The organism is Curtobacterium pusillum, from assembly GCF_007680845.1.
In the GTDB taxonomy this organism is placed as follows: Bacteria; Actinomycetota; Actinomycetes; order Actinomycetales; family Microbacteriaceae; genus Curtobacterium; species Curtobacterium pusillum_B.
On the sequence record NZ_VEIY01000006.1, the window covers coordinates 66916 to 92108 of the forward strand.

Consider the following 25193-nt stretch of genomic DNA (forward strand, 5'->3'; position numbering starts at 1 on the left):
CAGGCCCCCACAGAAAGCGACATCCTCGTGACCGCAGCCCTCGTCGTGAACTCCGGATCGAGTTCGTTCAAGTACCAGCTCATCGAGCTCGAAGGGGAGCGCACGCTCGCATCCGGGCTGGTCGAGCGGATCGGGGAGTCGACGGGCGCGTGGAAGCACACGAACGCCCTGACGGGGGAGTCGTCGTCGAACGACTCGGCCGAGGTCCCGGACCACGCCGCCGGGTTCCAGGCGATGATCGACGCGTTCCGGAAGGTCGGACCGTCGTTCGACGAACACCCGCCGGCGGTCGTCGGGCACCGGGTCGTGCACGGCGGGACGACGTTCGACAGCGCGACCATCGTCACCGACGAGGTCGAACGGCAGATCGAGGAGCTCAACAGTCTCGCGCCGCTGCACAACCCCGCCAACCTCGCCGGCATCCGTGCGGCGAAGAAGGTGTTCACGGACGTGCCGCAGGTCGCCGTGTTCGACACCGCCTTCCACCAGACGATGCCCCCGCACGCCTACACCTACGCGATCCCGGCCGACCTCGCCGCCGAGTACCGGATCCGCCGGTACGGCATGCACGGCACGAGTCACAAGTACGTGTCCGAGCAGGCCGCGGAGTTCCTCGGCCGACCCCTCCGCGAGCTCAAGACGATCGTCCTGCACCTCGGCAACGGTGCGTCCGCCGCGGCGATCGACGGCGGCCGTTCGATCGAGACCTCGATGGGCCTGACGCCGCTCGAAGGGCTCGTGATGGGCACCCGCTCCGGTGACCTCGACCCCGCCGTGCTCATCCACCTCCACCGTGAAGCCGGGCTGTCCTTCGACGAGCTCGACACGATGCTCAACAAGGAGTCCGGGCTGCTCGGGCTGACGGGCAACGGCGACATGCGGGACGTGCAGGACGCCGCGTCGCGCGGGGACGAGACGGCCGAGGCGGCGCTCGCCGTGTACCGGCACCGGATCCGGCGGTACGTCGGGGCGTACACTGCGCAGCTCGGCGGGCTCGACGCGGTCGTGTTCACCGCCGGAGTGGGGGAGAACAACGCGTTGCTGCGGCGGCGTGTGCTCGCCGGGCTCGAGCACCTCGGAATCGAGGTCGATCCTGATCGGAACGAGCTGGCTTCGAAGGAGGCGCGGCTCATCTCCACGGATGCGTCCCGTGTCGCGGTGCTGGTGATCCCGACGAACGAGGAGCTCGAGATCGCGCGGCAGTCGGCGGCGGTCGCGTTGTAGCGCGCGGCGCGGCGCGGCGCTGCGCGCGGCGCGCGGCGGGCCGCGCTGGGTCGAACCACGTATCCGACGTCGAACCGTGTTCGGCGGTCGGTTCCATGTCGCTTCCGTGGTTCGACGCCGATGCGCGGGGCGCGACCGCGCGGCGCGGCCGCGCCCCGGCGCCGGCGTGGGCGGCCGCGCGAGGCGCGGCGGGCCGCGCTGGGTCGAACTGCGTATCCGACGTCGAACCGTGTTCGGCGGTCGGTTCCACGTCGGTTCCGTGGTTCGATGCGGGGGCGCCGGCAAGCCGCGCGCGCGGCCGCCCGCGTCAGCTGAGCGCCGCGAGCGCCGCCGGGATCGGAGTGTCGCCGCTCGTGACCTCGAACTGCACGCCCACCGCCGCGTCGTCGACGAGCGCGTGCAGCACCACCGCCGCCACGTCCGCCCGAGGGATCGACCCGCGTGGCACCGTCCGGCCGACGTCGACCGTGCCCTGCGGCGGCGTGTCGAGCAAGCCGCCGGGTCGAACGATCGTCCAGCGGAGGCTCCGGGCGCGGAGGTTCGCGTCCGCCTCCGCCTTCGCACGGAGGTACACCTGGAACACGTCGCCTTCGCTCCGCGCGGGCACGACCGCACGCTCGGCGTCGTAGGTGTCCGCCGCCAGCGCCGAGATCATCACGTACCGGCGGATGCCCGCGCGTTCGGCCGCGTCGGCGAGCAGGATCGCGCCGTCCCGGTCGACCGTGAGCTTCCGCTCCGCGCCGCTGTTCGGGCCGGCCCCGGCTGCGAAGACGACCGCGTCGACCCCGCGCAGCCGCAGCGCGAGGTCGTCGTCGTCCAACTGTTCGAGGTCCGCGACGATCGCCGTGGCACCCTGCTGCTCGACGTCGGCGACGTGCGCGGGGTTGCGGACGATGGCGACGGCGTCGTGGCCGGCGTCGGTGACGAGGCGGGCCAGGAGCAGGGCGATCTGGCCGTGTCCTCCGGCGATGGCGATCTTCATGTGTCCGATTCTGCCCGTCGTGTCCGGTAGACTTCTCGGCGGCTCCTCACGTGACGCCATCCAGGCCAACTCCCCCAGGGCGGAAACGCAGCAAGGGTAACCGGGCTCTGGCGGGTGCGTGAGGAGTCTTTTCGTGGTCCCCGGACTGGAGGCGCGGCGCGGCCCCGTCGGCGCACCGCACTTCCCACAGGTGGTCCGTCCCGGCCGCGGGGTGTCGGTCGTGCCGGTTACCCTTGGGGCGTGGTCACCGCTCTGTATCGCCGTTACCGGCCCGAGAACTTCGCCGAGCTGATCGGCCAGTCGCAGGTCACCGATCCGCTCCGGACCGCCCTCCGCACGAACCGGGTGAACCACGCGTACCTGTTCAGCGGCCCGCGTGGCTGCGGCAAGACGACCTCCGCGCGCATCCTGGCGCGCTGCCTGAACTGCGCGGAAGGGCCGACCGACACCCCGTGCGGCGTCTGCCCGAGCTGTGTCGAACTCGCCCGCGGTGGCAGCGGGTCGCTCGACGTGATCGAGATCGACGCCGCCAGCCACAACGGCGTCGACGACGCACGAGACCTCCGTGACCGCGCCGTGTTCGCCCCCGCGCGCGACCGGTACAAGATCTTCATCCTCGACGAAGCTCACATGGTGACGCCGCAGGGCTTCAACGCCCTGCTCAAGCTCGTCGAAGAGCCGCCGGAGCACGTCAAGTTCATCTTCGCGACGACCGAACCCGAGAAGGTCATCGGCACCATCCGGTCGCGCACCCACCACTACCCGTTCCGGCTCGTCCCGCCGGCGTCGATGCTCGAGTACATCGAGCAGCTCTGCGCGCAGGAATCCGTCTCGGTGGCTCCCGGCGTGCTGCCGCTCGTCGTCCGTGCCGGCGGCGGTTCCGTGCGCGACACCCTCTCGCTGCTCGACCAGCTCATGGCCGGGAGCGAAGACGGTGCGATCGCCTACGAACGCGCCGTCGCCCTGCTCGGGTACACCGACGCGGCACTGCTCGACGACGTGGTCGACGCGCTGGCCGTGGCCGACCCGGCGTCGGCCTTCGCGGCGATCGACCGCGTGGTGCAGACCGGGCAGGACCCGCGGCGCTTCGTGGAAGACCTGCTCGAGCGCCTCCGCGACCTCATCGTCGTCGCGGCGACGAACGAGAGCGCGGCGGCCGTCCTCCGGGGTGTCTCGCCGGAAGAGCTCGACACCATGACCCGCCAGGCCGGGGTGTTCGGTGCCACCGGGCTGTCCCGCGCCGCCGACATCGCGAACCGCGCACTGACCGAGATGACCGGGGCGACGTCTCCGCGGCTGCACCTCGAGCTCATGACCGCTCGGATGCTCGTCCCCGAAGCGGACGACACCCAGCGCGGTGCCCTCGCCCGGGTGGAACGACTCGAACGACGCATCGGGGTCGGCGACGCCGGGGGCCACCAGGCCGGACCGGAGACCCTCCCGGCGGCCGGGTCGGGGGTGGCGTCTGCTCCGGTGGCCGCACCTGCTCCGGCGCGCGTTCCCGCTGCGGCCCCGTCGGCGGCTACTCCCGCCGCGCCTGCTGCTGCTGCGTCCGCGCCGGCGGCTGCTCCCGCCGCGCCTGCTGCTGCTTCCGCCGCGCCTGCTGCTCCTGCCGCGTCCGCTCCTGCTCCATCCACTTCTGCGGCGGCTCCGGCCACGGGCACCCGCCCGGAGTCCTCGCCCGACCGTGCAGACGACGGAGACTCCGCGTCCACGGCGCCGTCGGTGGACCCGGGAGCCACGGCGCGCGACGCCGCTGCATCGTGGGCCGCCGCCGTCCCGAGCGCGCCCGAAGCGCCGTCGCCCGGATCGACCTCGTCCGGTGCGCCGGCGCCCGCTGCGGGTGCGGCGAACGCGTCCTCGACCGGGCAGGGCACCGTCGCCGGTGACGAACCGGCTGTGCGGCCGATCGGTGCCGTCGGGTTCCAGCAGCTCCGCGACGCCTGGCCGCAGATCGTCGAGCACGTCCAGCACCAGAAGCGGTCCGCCTGGTCCGTGGTCGTGACGGCGCAGGTGACGGCGCTGCGTGAGGACGTCCTCACGCTGACCTTCCCGAGCCAGCAGGACGTGGCCTCGTTCAAGGAGCAGTCCGATCCGAACGCCAGCGTCAGCGAGCTGCTGCGTGCGGCGATCGTCGACGTGCTCGGGCTCCGCGTGAAGTTCGTCGCTCGTGGTCCGGGTGGGCCGGGGCAGCAGCGTCCCCCGCAGCCGAGCGCACCGCAGCAGCCCGGCGGAGCGCAGCCGGGCGCCGACGGGGGGAGTGCGTCGCCGAGCGGTCCCGCAGCTGCGGCTCGCGCGCCCGAACGGTCCTCGGGGGCGACGCAGCCGGCGGGCGGTTCCGACGAGCAGCCCTCCGCTCCCGCGACTCCCGCCGCGGCGCGGGCCGCTGGCGGCGAGTCCGCCCCGGCAGCCCCGGCTGATGCGCCGGCACCGATCAGCGAGTCCGCCCCGACAGCGCCGACTGCGCCGACGGCTCCCGCCGTACCCGTCACCCAGTGGGCCGTCGCCGCGATCCCGGCGACCGACCCGACAGCCGGCGCAGCCTCCGACCAGGGCGAGCGCTCGTGGTCCGCGCCGTTCGGCACCACGGACACCGGCGAACCCGTCGCTCCGGTCCGGACGGTGTCCGACCCCGCGGCGGACGCGGCCCTCGCGGCACAGCTGCGCCCAGCGTCCTCCCTCGGGACCAGCACGCAGGCAGTGTCGACGACCCGCACGGCCCCTCCGGCGACGGAGGACCCGAACGGCCCGGCCGGCCCGACCGGCCCGGGCAGCGCGACCGGCCCTGCCAGCTCGACCGGCCCGGCCAGCTCGAACGCCGCAAGCGCCTCGACCAGCCCGGCCCGCACGGACGTCCCGGTCGACGACTACCCGCTCGACGACGACCCGTACGACGACGGCGCTCCGTACCCGGACACGCCCCCGGCGGCCCAGCAGCCGACGGCAGCCCCACAGCCGGCGGCACCGCAGCAGCCGGCGGTACCGCAGCAGTCGACGGCAGCCCCACAGCGCCCAGCCGCACCCGATCAGACCCCGGCCCCGCGGCAGCAGACCGCCCCGCAGGTCCGTCGGACGCCCGTCGCCGGCCGCTACGGCGAGGCCGTCGTCCGTGAGATCCTGAACGCCCAGTTCATCGAGGAGACCTCCCTCCACGAGGAAGGCGCCTGATGTACGACGGCATCGTGCAGGACCTCATCGACGAGTTCGGTCGTCTTCCCGGCATCGGACCGAAGTCGGCGCAGCGCATCGCGTTCCACATCCTCCAGACCGAGTCGTTCGACCCGTCCCGACTGTCTGAGCTCCTCGCCGACGTGAAGGAGCGGGTCCGCTTCTGCGAGATCTGCGGCAACGTGACCGAGAACGTGCAGTGCAGCATCTGCCGTGACCCCCGTCGGTCGCCGGCCACGATCTGCGTCGTGGAAGAAGCCAAGGACGTCGCGGCGATCGAACGGACGCGGGAGTTCCGCGGGCTCTACCACGTGCTCGGCGGCGCGATCAGCCCGATCGACGGCATCGGCCCGGACGACCTCCGCATCCAGCAGCTCATGACCCGGCTGGCGGACGGCACCGTGGAAGAGGTCATCATCGCGACCGACCCCAACCTCGAGGGTGAGGCCACGGCGACGTACCTCAGCCGTCTCCTGGTGCCGATGGGCATCCGGACGACCCGTCTCGCATCCGGTCTGCCGGTCGGCGGCGACCTGGAGTACGCGGACGAGGTCACCCTCGGACGAGCCTTCGAGGGCCGCCGGGTCGTCGGCGGCTGAGCACGCAGGATCCTTGCGTCTGCACCCGCTCCGACGCAACATCCGAGAAACACCGACTACCATTGTCGAACCGCGTCACCTCGCGGAAACGACCTCCCCGGGAGTACCAGCCAGTGGCCCTGATCGTGCAGAAGTTCGGTGGATCGTCCGTCGCGGACGCCGAGAGCATCAAGCGCGTGGCGAAACGGATCGTCCAGACGAAGAAGGCCGGGAACGACGTCGTCGTGGCGGTCTCGGCGATGGGCGACACCACCGACGAGCTCGTCGATCTCGCCCACTCCGTGACGCCGATCCCCGCCGGCCGTGAACTCGACATGCTCCTCACCGCGGGCGAGCGCATCTCGATGGCGCTCCTCGCGATGGCGATCAAGAGCCTCGGGGTCGAAGCGTCCTCGTACACGGGCAGCCAGGCCGGCATGCTCACCGACGCCCAGCACGGCAAGGCCCGCATCGTCGACGTCACCCCGAAGCGCGTGCGCGAAGCACTCGACGCCGGGCACGTCGCGATCGTCGCCGGGTTCCAGGGCTTCAACCGCACCACCGGGGAGATCACCACGCTCGGCCGTGGCGGCTCCGACACCACCGCGGTCGCCCTCGCCGCCGCACTCGACGCCGACATCTGCGAGATCTACACCGACGTCGACGGCATCTTCACCGCCGACCCGCGCGTGGTGCCGAAGGCCAGGAAGGTCGACCGCATCACCAGCGAGGAGATGTTGGAACTCGCAGCCTCCGGTGCGAAGGTGCTCTACATCCGCGCCGTCGAGTACGCCCGTCGGCACGGCGTCACCCTGCACGTCCGCTCCTCCTTCAGCAACGCCGAGGGAACCATCGTCTACAACCCTGCAGAGGGGGAAACCGTGGAAGAACCGATCATCACCGGCATCGCCGGAGACCTCTCCGAGGGCAAGATCACCGTCGTCGGCGTGCCCGACACCCCCGGCAAGGCGGCGGAGATCTTCACGATCGTCGCCCGCGCCGGCGCGAACATCGACATGATCGTGCAGAACGTGTCCGAAGCCGTGACGGGTCGCACCGACATCTCGTTCACGCTCCCGAAGGACCAGGGGCAGGGTGTCCTCACCGCGCTCGAGGTCGCGAAGGCCGAGATCGGCTACGTCGGAATCCAGTACGACGACCAGATCGGCAAGCTCGCGCTCGTCGGTGCCGGCATGCGCACCAACGCCGGCGTCTCCGCCGCGCTCTTCCGTGCCCTGCACGAGGCGTCGATCAACATCGAGATGATCTCCACCTCGGAGATCCGCATCTCGGTCGTCACCCGTGCCGACACCCTCAACGAGGCGATGCGCGTCGTGCACAGCGCGTTCGGCCTCGACGCCGACTCCGAAGCCGTCGTCTACGCCGGCACCGGTCGCTGACCACCGCGTCCGAGACAGATCCAGGAGCACCACATGAGCACCCTCACCGTCGCCGTCGTCGGCGCCACCGGCCAGGTCGGCGCGGTCATGCGTCGCCTCCTCGAAGAGCGGGCGTTCCCGGCCGACCGGGTCCGGTTCTTCGCGAGCGCCCGGTCCGCGGGCACGACCCTGCCGTTCCGCGGCGAGGAGATCGTCGTCGAGGACTCCGAGCTCGCCGACCCGTCCGGCATCGACATCGCGCTGTTCTCGGCCGGGGCCACCGCGTCCCGCGCCCTCGCGCCGAAGTTCGCCGCCGCCGGGGCGCTGGTCGTCGACAACTCCAGTGCGTGGCGCATGGACCCGGACGTGCCGCTCGTCGTGAGCGAGGTCAACCCGCACGCGATCGACGACGCCCCGAAGGGCATCATCGCGAACCCGAACTGCACGACGATGGCGATCATGCCGGTGCTCAAGGTCCTCGACACCGAAGCCGGTCTCCGTCGCCTCGTCGCGACCACCTACCAGGCGGTCTCGGGGTCGGGCCTCGCCGGCGTCGAGGAACTGCTCGGCCAGGCGAAGGCCGCGCTCGGCCAGGACACCGCCGCGCTCACCCACGACGGGTCCGCGGTGACGTTCCCGGAGCCGGTCAAGTACGTCCGTCCGATCGCGTTCGACGTGATCCCCCTCGCCGGCAGCATCGTCGACGACGGCCTCGGTGAGACCGACGAAGAGAAGAAGCTCCGGAACGAGAGCCGCAAGATCCTCGAGCTCCCCGACCTCCTCGTCGCGGGCACCTGCGTCCGGGTCCCGGTGTTCACCGGGCACTCGATCTCGGTGAACGCCGAGTTCGACCGGGCACTGTCGCCCGAGCGCGCCACCGAGATCCTCGCCGACGCACCGGGCGTCGAGCTCGCCGAGGTCCCGACGCCGCTGCAGGCCGCCGGCAAGGACCCGTCCTTCGTGGGTCGCATCCGCGCCGACCAGTCGGCTCCCGAGGGGCACGGCCTGGCGCTGTTCGTCAGCAACGACAACCTCCGCAAGGGCGCCGCGCTCAACGCGGTGCAGATCGCCGAGGCGATCCTCGCCCGACGCACGGTCGCGGTCTAGACCGCGACCACACATCGGACGGGAGGCGCGGTGCCAGCTGGCACCGCGCCTCCAGTCCGTCCCGGCCCGGCTTGTCAGGGGACGCCGCTAGGATCGTCTGGTGGCAGTGAAGCAGGTGGACCCCATCGACGTCGTCCTGGTCGGGGGAGGGATCATGAGCGCCACCCTCGGCGCGATCATCCACCGGCTCGAACCCACGTGGAAGATCCGTGTGTACGAGCGTCTCGGCACCGTCGCGCAGGAGTCCTCGAACCCGTGGAACAACGCCGGGACCGGACACTCCGCGCTCTGTGAGCTGAACTACACGCCCGAGCTGCCGGACGGTCGCGTCGACATCGCGAAGGCCGTGACCGTCAACGAGCAGTTCCAGGTCTCCCGCCAGTTCTGGGCGCACCTCGTCGAGACGGGCGCGCTGCCCGACCCGTCGAACTTCATCAACCCGACCCCGCACATCTCGTTCGTGTGGGGTGCGGACAACGTCGAGTACATGCGCAAGCGGTACGAGGCGATGAAGGACCACCCGCTGTTCGCCGGCCTCGAGTTCTCCGACGACCCGCAGCAGATCCGGCAGTGGGCTCCCGCGCTCATCCCCGGTCGCAAGAAGGACCAGCCGATCGCTGCGACCTACTCGGCGGCCGGTTCCGACGTCGACTTCGGCTCGCTCACCCGGCAGCTGTTCGACGAGCTCGAGATCGACGGTGTCGAGTTCGAACCGTCGCACCAGGTGACCAAGCTCAGCCGGTCGAAGGTCAGTGACGGCTGGGTGCTCGACGTCCGCAACGAGATCGGTCGCTCGACGCAGCGCATCGCGGCGAAGTTCGTCTTCGTCGGGGCCGGCGGCGGCGCCCTGCACCTGCTGCAGAAGTCCGGCATCCCGGAGATCCGTGGCTACGGCGGCTTCCCGGTGTCGGGGGAGTTCCTCCGCACCGACGACCCCGAGGTCGTGCAGAAGCACGCGGCGAAGGTCTACGGCAAGGCGAGTGTCGGCGCGCCGCCGATGTCCGTCCCGCACCTCGACACCCGCATCGTCGACGGCAACGCCTCGCTCATGTTCGGGCCGTACGCCGGGTTCAGCCCGAAGTTCCTCAAGCAGGGCTCGCTGCTGGACCTCTTCAAGTCGATCCGGCCGCACAACCTCCGTCCGATGCTGAGCGTCGCGTTCTCGAACTTCGACCTCGTCCGCTACCTGATCGGGCAGCTGCTCGCGTCGAAGCAGACGAAGTTCGACGCGCTGCGGGACTTCATGCCGAGCGCCGAGCCGGAGAACTGGCACCGCATCACGGCCGGGCAGCGGGTGCAGGTCATCAAGCCGGACAAGGCCAAGGGTGGCGTGCTGCAGTTCGGGACCGAAGTGATCACCGCCGCCGACGGCTCGATCGCGGGCCTGCTCGGCGCGAGCCCAGGGGCGTCCACTGCGGTGCCGATCATGTTCGGCCTGCTCAAGACGTGCTTCCCGGACCGCTGGGACCGCTGGGAGTCGGCCGTCCGGGTGATGGTGCCGACCTACGGGCAGGACCTCGGGAACGACGCGGCCCTGGCCGACGAGACCCTCGAGCGCACGGCGAAGGTGCTCGGCCTCCACCACTGACGGCGTCGCTTGCGGCGCGTTCGAACATGTGTTCGAATGGCGGCATGCGATGGAGTGGGCAGGCGATCGACGCCACGCGGAGTGACGCGCTCCCCGGGCTCGAATCGAACAGCGGGTTCGTCCGGAGCGTGACGACGCCGGAGTTCGCGGGTGTGACCTTCCACGAGGTCCTGGCCAAGAGCGCGCTCAACCGGGTGCCCTCCGCCGACGGCAGCGGGACCTACGGGTGGACGATCAACCCGTACCGCGGGTGCAGTCACGCCTGCGTCTACTGCTTCGCCCGTCCGACCCACACCTACCTGGAGTTCGACGGCGGCGCGGACTTCGACCAGCAGATCGTCGTCAAGACGAACGTGGCGGACGTCCTGCGTCGTGAGCTCGCCAAGCCGTCGTGGGACGGGCACCCGGTCGCCCTCGGGACGAACACCGACCCCTACCAGCGGGCCGAGGGGCGGTACCGCCTGATGCCCGGGGTGATCCGGGCCCTGGCCGAGTCGCGCACGCCGTTCAGCATCCTCACGAAGGGCACGCTGCTGCGGCGTGACCTCCCCCTCCTGGTCGAAGCCTCGCGATCCGTGCCGGTCGACCTGGCGATGTCGATCGCGGTGTACGACGACGAGCTGCAGCAGCAGGTGGAACCGGGGACGCCGACGACCACAGCGCGCCTCGCGACCGTGCGGGCCATCCGGGACGCCGGACTCGAGTGCTCGGTGTTCCTCATGCCCGTGCTGCCGTACATCACGGACACCCGGGCGCACCTCGACGACGCGATCGGTCGTGCGGCCGAGGCCGGGGCGTCGAGTGTCATGTACTCGGCCCTCCACCTCCGGCCCGGGGTGAAGCCGTGGTGGTTCGCGTGGCTCGAGCGCACGCGACCCGAGCTCGTGCAGCGGTACCGGTCGATGTACCTCGACAACACGTACGCCCCCGCCGACTACCGGCGATGGCTCGCCGAACGGGTGCGGCCGATCCTCCGGGCCCACGGGATGGGCCTCGGGCGGGTGGATCCCGCGACGGGGTCGATGGGGTTCTCGAACCGCACGGTCGCGGTGGCCGGTGCGCACGCGGCGGCCGGGACGACGGGGGTGTCGACCGGCCCGCTGGTCGCGAACGACCTCGACGAGCAGTCCCGACCGGTCGTCTCGCCGCTGAAGCGCGCGGACCCCGGGTTCGACCGACGCCCGACCGCGCGGCCGGCATCGGGTCTGCCGACACTCTTCTGAGAACCTGCCGGGACGCGTTCGGGGGACACCGGCTCCGTCGCGCTGCCGGTATCATCGGGCGAGTCGCCGATGGCTCCGAGGATCGGGGTACACGATCGCGCCGATGGTGGTTGGATCGTGGGCGGCGTTCCCTCGCGTCCGGAAGGACTCTCCCTCGTGCTCGGCATCCCCACGCATCTCGCTCCGCGGGTGAACGCGTGGTCGACCGTGCGGGCCTTCCACGCGGCCGCGATCGGCTCCTTGGCGGCGGCGGCGGTCGCCCTGCTGCTGTACCGGCTCGCCGAGCCGGACATCCGCGTCGTCGGCGCCGTGCTCGCGCTCGTCCCGATGCTCGGCATGATCGCCGTGCACGTGCAGTTCGGCACGTGGCGCTCGGCCGTGGCGTTCCTGGTGGTCGGCGGCGTGTGTTCGTGGTGGTTCGCCGTCGTCGTGCAGCGCGAGGTCCCGGCCGGATGGGTCGCGTCCTACCTCCTGTCCCTGGCGGTCATCCCGCTGGTCCTCGTCGGTGGTGCCGGTGCCGTGGCCGGACGGGTGGCGCTGTGGTCGATCGCCGGGTTCCTGGTCGGACGGGCCGCGACGTCGCTCGCCATCGCCCAGGAAGGCGGCCCCTCGCACCCCCTCGCGCTGGCGTGGGTGACGCTCGGGTTCGTCATCGCCCTGGTCCTGTTCACCAGCCGCAACACCGCCCGCTCCGAGCGGGTGCAGCCCGAGCTGCTCCGGTCCGCGCGTGAGGAGCACGTCTCCGCCTACCGCGCCGGGGTCGAAGCCGAGGCAGCGGCGATCCTGCACGACACGGTGCTGAACCACCTCGGTGCGATTGCCCTCGCGCCGGACGGTCCGATGGACCCCCAGCTCGCCCGGACGGTCGAGGCGGACGTCGCGATGCTCACCGGCAGGCAGTGGCTGGCGGCGGCGGAGCAACCCGCCCGTCCCGATCCCGGTGCCGCCGTGCACGCCTTCGAACGCATGGTCGCCGACCACCGTGCCGGCGGTCTCGACGTCGTCGTGACCGGTGACCCCGGCGCGCTCACCCGGCTCGACCAGCCGGCGATGACGGCGATCCTGCGCGCTGTGGGTCAGTGCCTGGCGAACGTGCAGAAGCACGCCGGGACGGACTCCGCCGAGGTCAGCGTCTTCGACGACGGCACCTCGTGCACCGTGATGGTCGTCGACGACGGCCGCGGGTTCGACGAGACCGAGACGAGCCCGGACCGGATGGGCCTGCGCGGGTCCGTGCGGGACCGGATCGGCCGGGTCGGCGGTGACGTCCAGGTCTGGTCGTCGCCGGGCTCGGGCACGAGCGTGATGATGTCCGTGCCGTACGGCGCGGTCACCGGGACGACCCCCGTCGCGACGGACACGTCGGGAGCGAACCGGTGACGGACCGCGGCACTGCGCGACGGCGGGTCGGGGCGTCGCGCACGGCCCAGCAGTACGACCCGCTCGGCGCGATGGGCTCCCGGCCCCTCGCGATCGTCCTCGGGGCGAGCGGGGTCGTCTGGGCCCTGCTCGTGTCCGTCTTCGACCGGGACGTCGTCGGTTCGCCGACCCTCAGCGCGCTCACGGTGCTGCTCGTCGCCGCGTCCGGCGGCGTCGTGGTCGTCGCGTCGAGTCCCTTCCGTGCGCCGTTCCCGCGCTGGGCCTTCGTGGTGCACGTGGCGCTGCTCGCGGTGGCCACGGTGACGAGCGTCGCCGCCCAGTGGGGCCCCGACCGCAGTGCGCTGAACGACTTCATGTCCTTGCTCACCGCCACCGGGATCGTCATGGTCGCGCCCTACCGACCGTGGACCGACCTGACGGTGGGCGGCGTCGTGCTGGCCGTCATCGCGGGCGGTTCCTGGGGTGCGGCCGCCGCGGCGTTCCCCCACCACGTGCCGCTCGGTGTGGCGACGTTCCTCGCGGCCGCTCCGACGCTCGTGCTGACCGCTGCGTCGGCGGTGTTCGCGGCGACCTTCGCCGGACTCGCCGAACGCGTGCAGATCCGGGCGGGCTCGTACTCCGTGGAACGCGCCGAGCGGGACGGCATCGCCGCGAGCGTGCAGCAGGACCGCTCGACGATCCTCGCGCGCGACGTGGCGCCGTTCCTCGCGGAGCTCCGCACCCGGGAGGTCATCACCGACGCCGACCGCGCCCGCGCGCGCGCCATCGCGGACGGCATCCGGCGCTCGATGGTCGCGGACGCCGACCGCACGTGGTTCGAGCACGCCGTCGCGTCCGAGGGCGGCCCTGGGGCGGTGGTCGACGACCCGGACGGGCTCATCGCCACGCTCGACGCCGACCAGCGGACGGTGGTCCGGACGTTCGTCCGCGCCGCCCTCCGCGCACCGACCGTCGACCCCGCCGGGTTCCGCGCGACGATCCGGCGCCGCGACGACGCCGCGACGAGCGCCGCGGTCGGCGGACCAGCGCACGCAGACGCAGCGACCCCCGCAGCGATCCCCGCAGCGACCTTCGCCGCGAACCCCGCCGCCGGCGCCCCTCGAGTCGCCGTCGCGATCGACCTCGTCGTCGCCGACTCCGACGTCGGGATCCACCGCACCTTCGATCCGTACTTCGCCGTCCTCCGCGTGACGTTCCCCGATCTCGACGTCGCCGTCCGACCGTCCGCCCTCGCACTAAGGTTCTCGTATGACCAGCACTGACCCGAGCCGGATCACGGACGGGGCACCTGCCCTCCCGAACCCTGGGACACGACGCGTGCGGCTGGCGATCCTCGACGACCACGAAGTCCTGCTGGACAGCCTGTCGAGCTGGATCGCGGTGAACGCCTTCGACTTCGACCTGGCGCTCACGGCCCACACCTGGCTCGAGATGGTGCACAGCGAGAACTTCCCGACGGACCTGGTGTTCCTCGACTTCCAGCTCAAGGAACCCGTCTCGATCGAAGCCCGCGTCCGCACCTGCCGTGCCGCCGGCGCGAAGGTCATCGTCCTCTCGAGCGTCGACAGCCGCGAGTCGCGTGACCGTGCGCTCGCCGCCGGCGCCGCCGCGTTCCTGTCGAAGTCGCTCCCCATGCGTGAGGTCATGGACGTCGCCCGCGAGATCATGGGCGTCTCGCGTGAGACCCCACCGCAGCGCGACTGGCGACCGCTCCCGACCGGGGCGAACGCGCACCAGCGCCCGAAGCTCAGCCACGGCGAGGAAGAAGCGCTCCGCCTGTACGTGTCCGGGTACTCGACGAACGAGGTCGCGGCCCAGATGAACGTGCAGTACGAGACCGCGAAGACCTACCTGCGCCGCGTCCGCGAGAAGTACAGCAAGGTCGGCCGTCCCGCCTCGAAGAAGTCGGACCTCATCCGTCGCGCCGCCGAGGACGGGTTCCTCGCGTAGTGGCGAAGCTCTACTTCCGCTACGGCGCGATGAACAGCGGCAAGAGCACGGGGCTGCTGCAGGCCGCCTACAACTACGAGGAGCGCGGCCACCGGGTCCTGCTCGCGAAGCCGTCGGTCGACACCAAGGGCGACCGCGAGATCGTGTCCCGTCTCGGCGTCACCCGGACCGTGGACATCGTGTTCGCGCCCGACGCCGACGTCCGTGCCGCGGTCCGTGCCGCCGGTGCGACCGACCCCGAGTCGGGCCGCCTCGACGGCATGGTCCGCCCGGTGAGCTGCGTCCTGGTCGACGAGGCGCAGTTCCTCACACCGCGCCAGGTCGACGACCTGTTGCGCATCGCCGTCCTCGACGAGGTCCCGGTGATCACCTACGGCATCCGCACCGACTTCCGTACCGAGGCGTTCCCCGGCAGCGCTCGGCTGCTCGAGGTGGCGCACTCGCTCGAAGAGCTCAAGACCATCTGCCGGTGCGGTCGGAAGGCGGTCTTCAACGCCCGCAAGGTCGACGGCCGGTTCGTGTTCGACGGATCGCAGGTCGCGATCGACGGTGCCGACGTCACGTACGAGTCGCTCTGCGCGAACTGCTACCTGACGGAGTCCGGCGGCCGCCTCGACGGCGACTGACGCCGCCGAGGCCCCGCCCCCGCCCCCGCCCCCGCCTCCCGAGCGGGGAACCTCCCGAGCGGGCGATTTCCGTCACGCTCGGCGCCTCCGGCCGGCAGGTCCTGCCCGCTCGGCGGGCGGCCTGCGGCGTGTCCTGCCCGGTGGGTGCGCGGCCGGTGGGTGGGCGCGCGCGGGACGTGACCACGGGACTGTCGGGAGGCGCGGTGCGGGCCCGCACCGCGCCTCCAGTCAGTCCCGTGGTGCGGAATGTCCGCCGGCCGGCTCGCGTTGGTCCCCACATGAGCGACGCATCCGTGCACCTGTCCGTCCTCGACCTGGCGACCCGCGAGTACGGGCAGTCCAACACCGAGGCCCTCCAGGGCTCCATCGACATGGCGGTGCACGCCGAGAAACTCGGGTACGAGCGCTTCTGGGTCGCCGAGCACCACGGCATGCCGGGCATCACCTCCTCCGCGCCGGCGGTGCTGCTGAGCGCCGTGGGGGCCGCGACCTCCACCATCCGGATCGGATCCGGCGGCGTGATGCTGCCGAACCACGCGCCGCTCGTCGTCGCGGAGCAGTTCGGGACGCTCCGAGCGCTCTACGGCGACCGTGTCGACCTCGGCCTCGGGCGTGCGCCGGGGACCGACGGAGCGACCGCGATGGCACTCCGACGCACCGACCGGCTCGACGTGGACGACTTCCCGGACCGGCTCGCCGACCTCATCGGGTTCTTCACCGGCATGGACCCGGAGAACCCGCTGGCGCGCATCCAGGCCGTGCCCGGGTACGGGGACGTGCCGGAGTTCTGGCTGCTCGGTTCCTCCGGCTACAGCGCGCAGGTCGCCGGGGCGCTCGGCGTGTCGTTCGCCTTCGCGCACCACTTCGCGTCGGACAACACCGAGGCGGCGCTCGCGCTCTACCGCGACTCGTTCCGCCCCTCGCGCTTCCGGCAGACGCCGAACGCGCTCATCGGCGTGCAGGTCGTCACCGACGAGGACCCCGCGATCGTGGACGAGCAGAGCGCTCCGGGCATGATCTCGTTCATCCGGATGCGGCAGGGCGCGAAGCCCGAGCCGGTGTCGATGGAGGAGGCCCGGGCCTACGAGTTCTCCGATCTCGAGCGGCGGTTCATCGCGGCGCGCACCGAGCGGCAGGCGTACGGGACGGCGGACGAGGTCGCGGCGAAGATCAACGCGCTCGTGGCATCGACCGGGGCGGACGGCGTGATCGTGGCACCCGGTGCCGCGCAGGCACGGTACCGGCACCAGGCGCTCGACGTGGTCGCGGCACTGCACGCCGAGGGGCGGCTCGTGGCCGCGGGGGCGGCAGCGGGGGTCTGAGCCGGGCCGTCGTTCAGGCCAGCAGGCCGAGCCGGGTCGCCGCGGCGATCGCGCCCACACGGGACCCGACGTCGAGCTTCCGGAACACGTTGTAGACGTGGCGCTTCACGGTGCCGACCGCGAGGCCGAGGTCCGCGGCGATCTCGGCGTTCGACCGGGCGGCAGCGACGAGCCGCAGGACCTCGAGCTCGCGGTCGCTCAGCGGGGAGCCGGCCTGTGCCTCGGTGACGAGGTCGACCGGGAACGTGACGGGTGCCGCGTCGGCGCTCGCGGCCCGCACGATGCGGTCGACGAGCTCGCGGCTCGGCGTGTCCTTCGTGACGAAGTCGACGGCGCCCGCGTCGAGCAGGGCACGGCGGAGGACGGCGTCCCGGTGCATGGTCAGCACGACGACGGCGATGCCCGGTCGGGTGCGTCGGACGGTCGCGATGGTCGTGCGTGCCGGCGGCCCGTCCAGCTCGACGTCGAGCAGGAGGACGTCGATCGCGGCGGACTCCGGGGAGTCGAGGACCTCCGACGGCCGTTCGCCGTGCGCGATGACCCGGATGGTCGGGACCGACGCGAGGATGGTCGCGAGCCCCTCGCGGAAGAGCCGGTGGTCGTCGACGATCGCGACGTGGGTGATCCCGCTCACGGAGCCCCCACCGGGATGGTGAGGCGCACCGTGGTCCCCGCACCCGGAGCGCTCTCGACGGCGAGCTCCGCGCCGATGAGGCCCGCGCGCTCCCGCATGGTGAGCTGACCGAGCCGCCCGTCGACCGCGGAGCCGGTGTCGAAGCCCGGTCCGTCGTCGGAGACGGTCACCGTGACCGCGTCGTCACCCCAGTCGAACCGGACGGCGGCCGACGAACCGGACGCGTGCTTCCGCCAGTTCGTCAGCGCTTCGAGCACGATCGTCAGGGCTTCCTCGGCCTTCCAGTTCGTGAGCGCTCGGGGCGTCCCGGCGGAGGTGATCCGGATCGTGCTCTCGGCCGGGAACAGGTCCTTCGCGTGTCGGACGAGCGCGGCGTCGAGGTGGTCGTCGCCGACCCGCGCGTGCAGGGACACGGCGAGGTCCTGCACCTCGCCGAGGGCGCCCCGGAGGAGTCGTGCGGCGTCCTCGAGCTGTGCCGTCCGGGCGGGTGCCGGGGGATCGGTCAGCAGCGTGAGGTCGATGCGCTGCAGGCCGGCGAGGATGCCGTGCGCCACGCGGTCGTGGAGGTCCCGTGCGATCTGCGTCCGGGAGTCCATGTGCGCCGTCGTGACGCGCTGCCGGAGCGCTTCCGTGTACGCGATCGCTCCCGCGGGGAAACGGCTCCAGATGCCGGCGTGCAGCGCTCGGGTCGCGCGGAGCAGGTCGCCCCGGGTCGTGGCGCCCACGTCGTCGGCGAAGACCGGAAGGTAGGCGTCGAACAGGACCTCGGCGGCGAGCATGGCTCCGGCCGGGTGCTGTGCGTGTTCGGCGTGCAGCGCGCCGGTCGCGAGGTGCGCCGGGTCGAGGTAGGCGTCGCTCACGACGCTCGACTCGGCGCCCGCGGCGTACCGCTCGTGCGCCTCGGCGATCATCGACGTGACGTTCTCGTACAGGCTCCTGGCCATCACCGGGTCGTCGGCGAGTTCGGGGAACCGCACGCCGATCTGCGCGAGGACGGTGGCGAGGGGGTCGGCGTTCTCCATGACGGTGCGAGCGTATCCGGCCGGCGCGGGAGCCGGGAGCGGTCGGGTGGACGTGTGCCCTGCGACACAGTCCGCGTGCCCGGGAAAGCAACAGGCCCTGGTTCCGGAGAACCAGGGCCTGCTTCGTACTGTCTCAACACAGTGTCGGGGTGACAGGATTTGAACCTGCGACCTCCTCGTCCCGAACGAGGCGCGCTACCAAGCTGCGCCACACCCCGCGGTGTGGTCACTCCGTTCCGGAGCAACCCCAGAAGTCTATCCGATGATCCGGGATGCTCGTGACCATCCGGCGAACTCCCGGGCGCGTCGCACCGCTCCGGTCAGGGCGTCCGGGCGGTCAGCGTGACGACGACGGCTTCGGGGCGGCAGGCGAACCGGACCGGCGCGTAGATCGACGTCCCGAGGCCGGCCGAGACCTCGAGCCACGACCAGTGACCACGGTGCTGCCACTTGTGCAGACCGCTCGCGTACCGGCGCGGGAGGTCGGAGTTCGTGACGAGCGCCCCGACGCCGGGGACCTGGACCTGGCCGCCGTGCGTGTGCCCGGCGAAGACGATGTCGGCGCCCTGGGTGACGAAGGCGTCGAGCACGCGACGGTACGGGGCGTGGGTGATGCCGATGGCGACGGGAGAGGGGCCGTCCTCGTCCTCGGACCACGGGACCTCGCCCCGCATCTCGTCGACGTTCGTCGGCAGGAGGTCGAGACGGTCCCAGCCACGGTGGGCGTCGGACGTCCCGAACAGCTCGAAGCGGGACCCGCGGAGCTCGATCGCGTGCGCGTGGTCGTTCACGTCGAGCCACCCGAGGGACTCGAAGAACGCCGTCTGCCGGTCGATGTCGAGTTCGACGGGGCGCCGGTCGGAGTGCATCCGGCTCGGCCCCGAGAAGTACTTCAACGGGTTGCGCGGGGATGGGCCGGTGAAGTCGTTCGACCCGTACGCGAAGGCACCGGGTACGCCGCGGAACGGTTCGAGGGCGTACTCGACGGCGGCGTTCGCCGTGGCGTGTCCGAGGTTGTCGCCGGTGTTCACGACGAAGTCCGGCTCGACCAGGCTCAGGTCCCGCAGCCACTGCTGCTTGTCCGCCTGCCACGGGGCCATGTGGATGTCCGAGAGGTGCAGGACGGTGACGTCCCGCGACCCCGGCGCCAGGACCGGCACGGTCTCCCACCGGATCCCGAAGCGCCGACGCTCGACGAGCGTGCCCCACGCCGCGGTCGCCACGCCGACGGCCGCGCTCGCGGCGACGACCCCGAGCGCGGCGCGACTGCGCGTCACTTGCAGTCCTTGGGTGCCTTGCCGTTCTTGTCGCCGTACAGCGTGAGCGTCACGGCGGAGTCCTTGCTCGCAGCCGTGTGCACACCCGGGTCGACCGCGGCGACGCGGCACTCCTTGTCACCGCCGCCCTTCACGTAGGAGTCCGAGATGGTCACGTTCGTGAAGCCCAGCTGGTTGAGCTTCGACCGGGCCGTGTCGAGCGGGGCCCCGGCGATCGCGGGCATCGTGATCTGCGAGCCGTCCGAGGTGTACACGGTGACGCTCGAACCGCTCGACAGCAGCGAGTTCGCCGCGGGCGAGGTCGACGAGACGGTGCCGGCCTTCGCGGCCCCGGGCTGCGCGCCGCCGTCCACGTACGTGAAGCCGGCCGCGGCGAGGGCGGCCTTGGCGTCCGCGGCGCTCTTCCCGGTGACGTCCGGGACCGCCTTGCTGTTGCCACGGAGCGCTGCGGAGGACGGGTCGGTGAACGGACCGGCCGGGTAGAGCGCGTTCATCGGGGTCTGCGCTTGCCGCCAGACGCCGGCACGAGCGCCCGCGTAGGTGCCGTTCACGCCGTTGCTGTAGTGCCGGAGGTTGTTCTTGCCGCCGTCCGTGTTGCCCTGCCAGTAAGCGGTGGCGACGCGCGTGCTCGAACCGACGAGCCAGATCTGGTCGGCGTCGTCGGTGGTGCCCGTCTTGCCGAACAGCTGCGTGCCGTCCGCGGTCTGCGCACCGACCGCGGTGCCGCCGGAGATCGTGCCCTTCATGGCGTAGATCGCGGCCTGCGCGACCGCTGGCTCGAGGACCTGCTTGCAGGTCTTCGGCTGGCCGCCGAGGCTCTTGCCCTCGGCGTTGGTCACGTTGTCGATCGCGATGGGCTCGCAGAAGGTGCCGTTGTTGGCGACACCGGCGTACGCGGTCGCCATCGTCAGCGGCGCGATGTTGTTCGTCCCGAGGACCGACGACGGGTAGGAGTTCAGCTCCGTCTTGTCGTCACCCGAGTGCACACCGAGGTCCTCGGCGGTCTGCTTGATGTCGCACAGGTCGAGCTTCGCGGCCATCGAGGCGAACGCGGCGTTCACGGACAATGCCGTGGCTCGAGCGACGGTGTAGTTGCCGTTCTCGCCCGCGGAGTCGTTCTTCGGAGCCCAGTTCGTGTACGTGGGCTCGCCACAGTGCTGCCACACCGCGGTGTTGTGCGGCGTGCCGTTGACCGTCTCGTTGAGGCCGTGCCCGGCCTTCAGCCAGTCGAGCAGGGTGAAGAGCTTGTACGTCGAACCGACCTGGAAGCCGATGCCGCCGCCGTACTTCTTGTCGACGCTGTAGTTGATCGAGGTCGACGTCGGCGGGGACTGCAGCGACTGGTCGTAGTCCTTGTTCTGCGCCATCGTCAGGATGCGACCGGTGCCGACCTCCACCGAGTCGAGCGCCGCGCCGAGCTTGAAGCTGGTCTCGGCCTTGTTGTCGTAGGTGTTGAGCACCTGCTTCTGCTGGGCGTTGGCGTCGATGTCGAGCGTGGTCTGGATCTTGTACCCGCCGTTGCGCCACGCGGTGGCGCGTTCCTTCGCCGTGGCACCGAGCTGGGACATCTCCTTGACGACCTGCACGGCGTAGTCGCAGAAGAACTGCGAGCCGTCGCCGACCGAGGCCTTGCAGCCCTGCGCGGGTTCGGTGAGGTGGACGTAGTCCTTCGGGTTCGACGCGACGGCCTTGTCGTAGTCGGCCTTCGAGAGGTGCTTCTGCGCGTACATCGACTTGAGGATGACGTTGCGACGCGCGACGTTCGCCTCGTAGTACTTCGGGTTCGACAGGTTGCGCGTGTTCGGCGACTGCACGATCGCGAGGATCGACGCGGCCTCCGCCGGGGTCAGGTCGGTCGCGCTCTTGTTGTAGTAGTGCTGCGCGGCGGCCTGGACGCCGTAGGTCTGGTCACCGAAGTACGCGATGTTGAGGTACCCGGTGAGGATCTCCTTGTGGGTGTACTTCTTCGCGAGGCCGATCGCGAGCTTCATCTCCTCCAGCTTGCGGGGGATGGTCTGCTCGACCGCGTCGTTGTACGCCTTCAGCCGCTCTTCCTGCGTGGGGAGCTCGAGCGCCTGGTTCATCTTGATGTTGCGGACGAGCTGCATCGTCAGCGTCGACCCACCGCCGGACTCGCCGAGCCCGCCGGCGAGTGAACCGACACCCGCGCGGACGAGCGAGGTCATGTCGACGCCGCCGTGCTCGTAGAAGCGCTTGTCCTCGCCGTCGATGGCCGCGTTCTTCAGCTGGTCGCTGATCTGGTCGAACTGCAGCTCCTGCCGGTTCTGGTCGTAGACCGTCGCGAAGTGCACGCTCTTGCCGCCCTTGTACGCGTACAGCTCGTTGCGCTGCGGGAGGTCACCGATCTCGATGTACTCCGGCAGGGACTCGAACACGCCGATCGTCGACGTCGTCGTGACACCGGCCACCGCGATCGCCGGCGTCACCCCGATCGTGACGAGCAGGCCAGCGAGCACGCTGAACCCGACGAATCCGACGAAGGCGCCGACTGCAGAGACGGGCTTGGTCCGCGAGGCAGACGGCTTCTGGGCAGACATAGGATGCAGCCTAAACGACACCGCCGACTGAAAGGCTGGCAAGGATCTCCATGACTCGCTGGGAATACTTCACCGCTCCACTGCTCATCCACAACACCACCGCGATCCTCAACAACTTCGGGGACGAGGGCTGGGAGCTGGTCCAGGTCGTCACCGGCCCCGAGGGCGGTCTGGTCGCCTACCTCAAGCGCCCGAAGGCCGACGCGTGAGTGTCGCGGACCGGCTCGCCGGGCTCGGACTGACGATCCCGTCGGTCGCCGCGCCGGTCGCGGCCTACGTGCCGGCCGTCGTCACCGGGAAGTACGTCTACACCGCGGGGCAGCTGCCGTTCGTGGACGGCGCACTGCCGGTGACGGGCAAGGTCGGAGCGGCAGTGGACGCCGAGACCGCGACCGCCGAGGCGCGGACCGCTGCCCTCAACGCCCTCGCGGCCGTGCAGTCCGTCGCCGGCTCGCTCGACCGCGTCGCGCGGGTCGTCAAGGTCACGGTCTTCGTCGCCTCGGACCCGTCGTTCACGGGGCAGCCGGGCGTCGCGAACGGCGCGTCGACGCTGGTCGGCGACGTGTTCGGGGACGCCGGCGTCCACGCGCGGAGCGCGGTGGGCGTCGCGGTGCTCCCGCTGGACGCGCCCGTCGAGGTCGAGCTGGTGGTGGAACTCAGCGACTGACGGACCGTCAGCAGCGAACGTCACGCGAGCCGCGCCTCCAGTCAGTTCCGGACTGGAGCCGCGGCTCGCGTCGTTCCCGCTACATGAGATCCGAGATGGTCGCCATGATCGTCGGGTCGGCCAGTGTCGTCGTGTCACCGATGCGGCGGCCCTCGGCCGCGTCGCGGAGCAGGCGCCGCATGATCTTGCCGGAGCGCGTCTTCGGCAGTTCGGGCACGATGACGACCTGTCGGGGCTTGGCGATCGCGCCGATGCGCTTGCCGACCCAGTTCCGGAGCTCCGTCGCCGCGGTGTCGCGGTCGACGTCCGCCGCGGCCTCGGCGGTCATGATCACGAACGCGACCACGGCCTGACCGGTCGTCTCGTCCGCCGCGCCGACGACCGCCGCTTCGGCGACGCCCTCGTGCCCGACGAGCGCGGACTCGATCTCCGCGGTCGACAGCCGGTGTCCGGAGACGTTCATGACGTCGTCGACGCGACCCTGGATCCAGATGTCGCCCTGCCCGTCGAGGCGCGCACCGTCGCCGGCGAAGTAGCGGCCCGGGAACCGGGACCAGTACGTCTCGACGAAGCGGTCGGGGTCGTTCCAGATGCCGCGTGCCATCGACGGCCACGGCTCGGTGATGGTGAGGTAGCCGCTCTCGCCGGGGTCGGCGCGGTTGCCGTCGTCGTCGACGATCTCGGCCGTGATGCCGGGCAGCGGGATCTGGGCGGCGCCGGGCTTGAGTTTCGTGACACCGGGCAGGGCGGAGATCATGATCGCGCCGGTCTCGGTCTGCCACCACGTGTCGACGATCGGCGTCCGGTCGTGGCCGATGACCTGCCGGTACCACTGCCAGGCCTCGGGGTTGATCGGTTCGCCGACGCTGCCGAGCAGGCGGAGCGTCTCGAGGCTCCGCGCCTCCGGGATCTCGCGGCCGGCCTTCATCGCGGCGCGGACCGCGGTCGGTGCGGTGTAGAGGACGGTGACGCCGTACGCGTCGACGAGGTCCCACCAGCGGCCGGGCTTCGGCTCGTCCGGCGTGCCCTCGTAGAGGACCTGGGTGACGCCGTTGGCGAGCGGGCCGTAGACGACGTAGGAGTGCCCGGTGATCCAGCCGATGTCGGCGGTGCACCAGTAGACGTCCTTCTCGGGGTGCATGTCGAACACGTTCTTGTGCGTGTACGCCGCCTGTGTGAGGTAGCCGCCCGAGGTGTGGACGATGCCCTTCGGCTTTCCGGTCGTACCCGAGGTGTAGAGGATGAACAGGGGCGTCTCGGCGGGGAACGCCTCGGCCGTGTGTTCGGGTGCAGCCTTGGCGAGCTCGTCGTGCCACCAGAGGTCGCGGGCGTTCCAGGCGATCTCGTTGCCGCCGCGCTTGACGACGAGGACGTGCTCGACGGTGTCGGTGCCCTCGCCCTCGAGCGCTTCGTCGACGGCCGGCTTGAGGGCCGACACCGCACCGCGTCGCCAGCCCCCGTCTGCCGTGACGACGAGCTTCGCGCCGGCGTCCTCGATGCGGGCGCGGAGGCTCTCGGCGCTGAACCCGCCGAACACCACCGAGTGGATCGCGCCGATGCGGGCGACGGCGAGCATCGTGACGACCGCTTCCGGGATGAGCGGTAGGTACACGACCACGCGGTCGCCCGGTCCGACGCCGAGGTCGGTGAGCATGTTCGCGGCACGCTGCACCTCGGCGGTGAGCTCGGCGTAGGTGATCCGGCGGGTGTCGCCGGGCGCGCCTTCGAAGTGGATCGCGACCCGGTCGCCGTTGCCGGCCCGGACGTGCCGGTCGAGGCAGTTCTCCGCCACGTTGAGGGTGCCGTCGTCGAACCACTTCGCGAACGGGGCACCGGACCAGTCGAGCGTCCGGGTGAAGGGCGTCCGCCAGTCGAGCAGGGACCGGGACTGCTCCGCCCAGAACGCCTCACGGTCCGCCGACGCGGCCTCGTGGAGGTCTTCGCGGGCGACCGCGTCCGCGACGAACTCCGGCGGTGGCGGGAACGTGGTCCCGTCGTCGTGGGCTCCGTCGTGACGGGGATCGGTCTGGGTCGGAACGGACATCGATGTCCTCTCGCGTCGTTGCGGCTGGGGTGCAGTCGGAGACTACCCCTCGGGCTGGGCACGGCGCGGTCCTGTGTCGTCGCGGTCGGCACGCCCACGTCGTCGTGCACGCCGCGCCGAAAGTCGCGCGGGTGTTGCCCCGGGAGGGCGATCGTGGGGTACAGTAGTTCCCGCTGGACTCGTTTCCGGCGGCAACGGTTCGGATTCCCCCCAATCCACCGATGTCAAGGCGGCACCTGTTCCCCCCAACCGGTGCCGCCTCTTCTGTTTTCCGGACGCGTCCCCGCGGCGAGCGGCGCTCCGGTCGTCCGGCACGGTCCGTCGATCCGCATGACGACGCCGAACAGTGGACAGACCTGTCCATGCTCATGCATGGAAGCGCGCGGTGGTCGCCCCGAGCCGTGTTGCGTTCGCCAACTCCTGCGCGCCGGTTCCCGTGGCTGGTCTCGCGGTGGAATGGCTCG

20 protein-coding genes, 1 tRNA gene and 1 other RNA gene are annotated in these 25193 nt (G+C 71.3%); 15 read left to right on the plus strand and 7 right to left on the minus strand.

Going from position 1 to position 25193, the window contains the following annotated elements; translation table 11 throughout:
- Positions 1 to 27: 27 nt before the first annotated feature.
- Positions 28 to 1224: an acetate/propionate family kinase gene (locus tag FS825_RS13520; RefSeq protein ID WP_144713881.1), complete on the plus strand. Its 1197-nt coding sequence runs from the start codon at positions 28 to 30 to the stop codon at positions 1222 to 1224.
- A gap of 307 nt (positions 1225 to 1531) precedes the next feature.
- Here the strand turns inward: FS825_RS13520 and FS825_RS13525 are convergent, their stop codons facing one another.
- Positions 1532 to 2206, minus strand: coding sequence for an SDR family oxidoreductase (locus tag FS825_RS13525; RefSeq protein ID WP_144713883.1), 675 nt, complete (start codon positions 2204 to 2206; stop codon positions 1532 to 1534).
- Positions 2207 to 2243: 37 nt separating this feature from the next.
- On the opposite strand from FS825_RS13525, the gene ffs reads away from it, so the two are divergent.
- The 12 genes from ffs to FS825_RS13585 all read left to right on the plus strand — a co-directional run bounded on the left by ffs (position 2244) and on the right by FS825_RS13585 (position 16527).
- Positions 2244 to 2340, plus strand: an RNA gene (gene ffs, locus FS825_RS13530) — signal recognition particle sRNA small type.
- A gap of 106 nt (positions 2341 to 2446) precedes the next feature.
- Complete coding sequence (locus FS825_RS13535) at positions 2447 to 5374, plus strand: DNA polymerase III subunit gamma and tau (protein WP_144713885.1); 2928 nt, start codon at positions 2447 to 2449, stop codon at positions 5372 to 5374.
- Positions 5374 to 5973 (plus strand): recombination mediator RecR, encoded by a 600-nt coding sequence (recR, locus tag FS825_RS13540; protein ID WP_111084231.1) that lies wholly within the window; start codon positions 5374 to 5376, stop codon positions 5971 to 5973. The genes FS825_RS13535 and recR overlap by 1 nt, the downstream gene beginning before the upstream one ends.
- A gap of 113 nt (positions 5974 to 6086) precedes the next feature.
- Entirely contained in the window at positions 6087 to 7352 is a 1266-nt protein-coding gene (locus tag FS825_RS13545; protein WP_144713887.1) for an aspartate kinase, read from the plus strand.
- Between the two features lie 33 nt (positions 7353 to 7385).
- Positions 7386 to 8438, plus strand: a complete 1053-nt coding sequence (locus FS825_RS13550) for an aspartate-semialdehyde dehydrogenase (RefSeq protein WP_144713889.1) — start codon at positions 7386 to 7388, stop codon at positions 8436 to 8438.
- A gap of 100 nt (positions 8439 to 8538) precedes the next feature.
- Positions 8539 to 10026, plus strand: a complete 1488-nt coding sequence (locus tag FS825_RS13555; protein WP_144713890.1) for a malate:quinone oxidoreductase — start codon at positions 8539 to 8541, stop codon at positions 10024 to 10026.
- 44 nt (positions 10027 to 10070) lie between these two features.
- Positions 10071 to 11249 carry an Rv2578c family radical SAM protein gene (locus FS825_RS13560; RefSeq protein WP_144713892.1) on the plus strand — a complete coding sequence of 393 codons (1179 nt, stop codon included), beginning with the start codon at positions 10071 to 10073 and terminating at the stop codon, positions 11247 to 11249.
- A 156-nt stretch (positions 11250 to 11405) separates the two neighbouring features.
- On the plus strand, positions 11406 to 12629 hold the full coding sequence (locus FS825_RS13565) for a sensor histidine kinase (protein ID WP_144713894.1): 1224 nt from the start codon (positions 11406 to 11408) through the stop codon (positions 12627 to 12629).
- Positions 12626 to 13891, plus strand: a complete 1266-nt coding sequence (locus tag FS825_RS13570) for a hypothetical protein (RefSeq protein WP_144713896.1) — start codon at positions 12626 to 12628, stop codon at positions 13889 to 13891. The genes FS825_RS13565 and FS825_RS13570 overlap by 4 nt, the downstream gene beginning before the upstream one ends.
- Positions 13878 to 14579: a response regulator transcription factor gene (locus FS825_RS13575; protein ID WP_260981184.1), complete on the plus strand. Its 702-nt coding sequence runs from the start codon at positions 13878 to 13880 to the stop codon at positions 14577 to 14579. The genes FS825_RS13570 and FS825_RS13575 overlap by 14 nt, the downstream gene beginning before the upstream one ends.
- The gene (locus FS825_RS13580; protein WP_144713898.1) at positions 14579 to 15205 is read left to right on the plus strand and encodes a thymidine kinase; all 627 of its coding nucleotides are present in this window, start codon (positions 14579 to 14581) and stop codon (positions 15203 to 15205) included. Before FS825_RS13575 ends, FS825_RS13580 begins: the two co-directional genes overlap by 1 nt.
- Before the next feature lie 278 nt (positions 15206 to 15483).
- Positions 15484 to 16527, plus strand: coding sequence for an LLM class flavin-dependent oxidoreductase (locus FS825_RS13585; protein ID WP_144713900.1), 1044 nt, complete (start codon positions 15484 to 15486; stop codon positions 16525 to 16527).
- 13 nt (positions 16528 to 16540) lie between these two features.
- Here the strand turns inward: FS825_RS13585 and FS825_RS13590 are convergent, their stop codons facing one another.
- From FS825_RS13590 to FS825_RS13610, 5 genes are all read right to left on the minus strand, one after another.
- Positions 16541 to 17161: a response regulator transcription factor gene (locus FS825_RS13590; RefSeq protein ID WP_144713902.1), complete on the minus strand. Its 621-nt coding sequence runs from the start codon at positions 17159 to 17161 to the stop codon at positions 16541 to 16543.
- Positions 17158 to 18183 carry a sensor histidine kinase gene (locus FS825_RS13595; RefSeq protein WP_144713904.1) on the minus strand — a complete coding sequence of 342 codons (1026 nt, stop codon included), beginning with the start codon at positions 18181 to 18183 and terminating at the stop codon, positions 17158 to 17160. Before FS825_RS13595 ends, FS825_RS13590 begins: the two co-directional genes overlap by 4 nt.
- Positions 18184 to 18327: 144 nt before the next feature.
- Positions 18328 to 18401 (minus strand) — tRNA-Pro (locus FS825_RS13600).
- 102 nt (positions 18402 to 18503) lie between these two features.
- A complete protein-coding gene (locus tag FS825_RS13605; protein WP_144713905.1) occupies positions 18504 to 19460 on the minus strand; it encodes a metallophosphoesterase in 957 nt (318 codons plus the stop codon).
- The gene (locus tag FS825_RS13610; RefSeq protein WP_144713907.1) at positions 19457 to 22018 is read right to left on the minus strand and encodes a transglycosylase domain-containing protein; all 2562 of its coding nucleotides are present in this window, start codon (positions 22016 to 22018) and stop codon (positions 19457 to 19459) included. The genes FS825_RS13605 and FS825_RS13610 overlap by 4 nt, the downstream gene beginning before the upstream one ends.
- 50 nt (positions 22019 to 22068) lie before the next feature.
- Between FS825_RS13610 and FS825_RS18690 the strand changes: the two genes are divergently transcribed.
- Both FS825_RS18690 and FS825_RS13615 read left to right on the plus strand, forming a co-directional pair.
- Complete coding sequence (locus tag FS825_RS18690) at positions 22069 to 22227, plus strand: DUF4177 domain-containing protein (protein ID WP_167590892.1); 159 nt, start codon at positions 22069 to 22071, stop codon at positions 22225 to 22227.
- Entirely contained in the window at positions 22224 to 22685 is a 462-nt protein-coding gene (locus tag FS825_RS13615; RefSeq protein ID WP_144713909.1) for a RidA family protein, read from the plus strand. The genes FS825_RS18690 and FS825_RS13615 overlap by 4 nt, the downstream gene beginning before the upstream one ends.
- 79 nt (positions 22686 to 22764) lie before the next feature.
- On the opposite strand, the gene acs is transcribed toward FS825_RS13615, so the two are convergent.
- Positions 22765 to 24729 carry an acetate--CoA ligase gene (gene acs / locus FS825_RS13620; protein WP_144713911.1) on the minus strand — a complete coding sequence of 655 codons (1965 nt, stop codon included), beginning with the start codon at positions 24727 to 24729 and terminating at the stop codon, positions 22765 to 22767.
- Between the last annotated feature and the right edge of the window lie 464 nt (positions 24730 to 25193).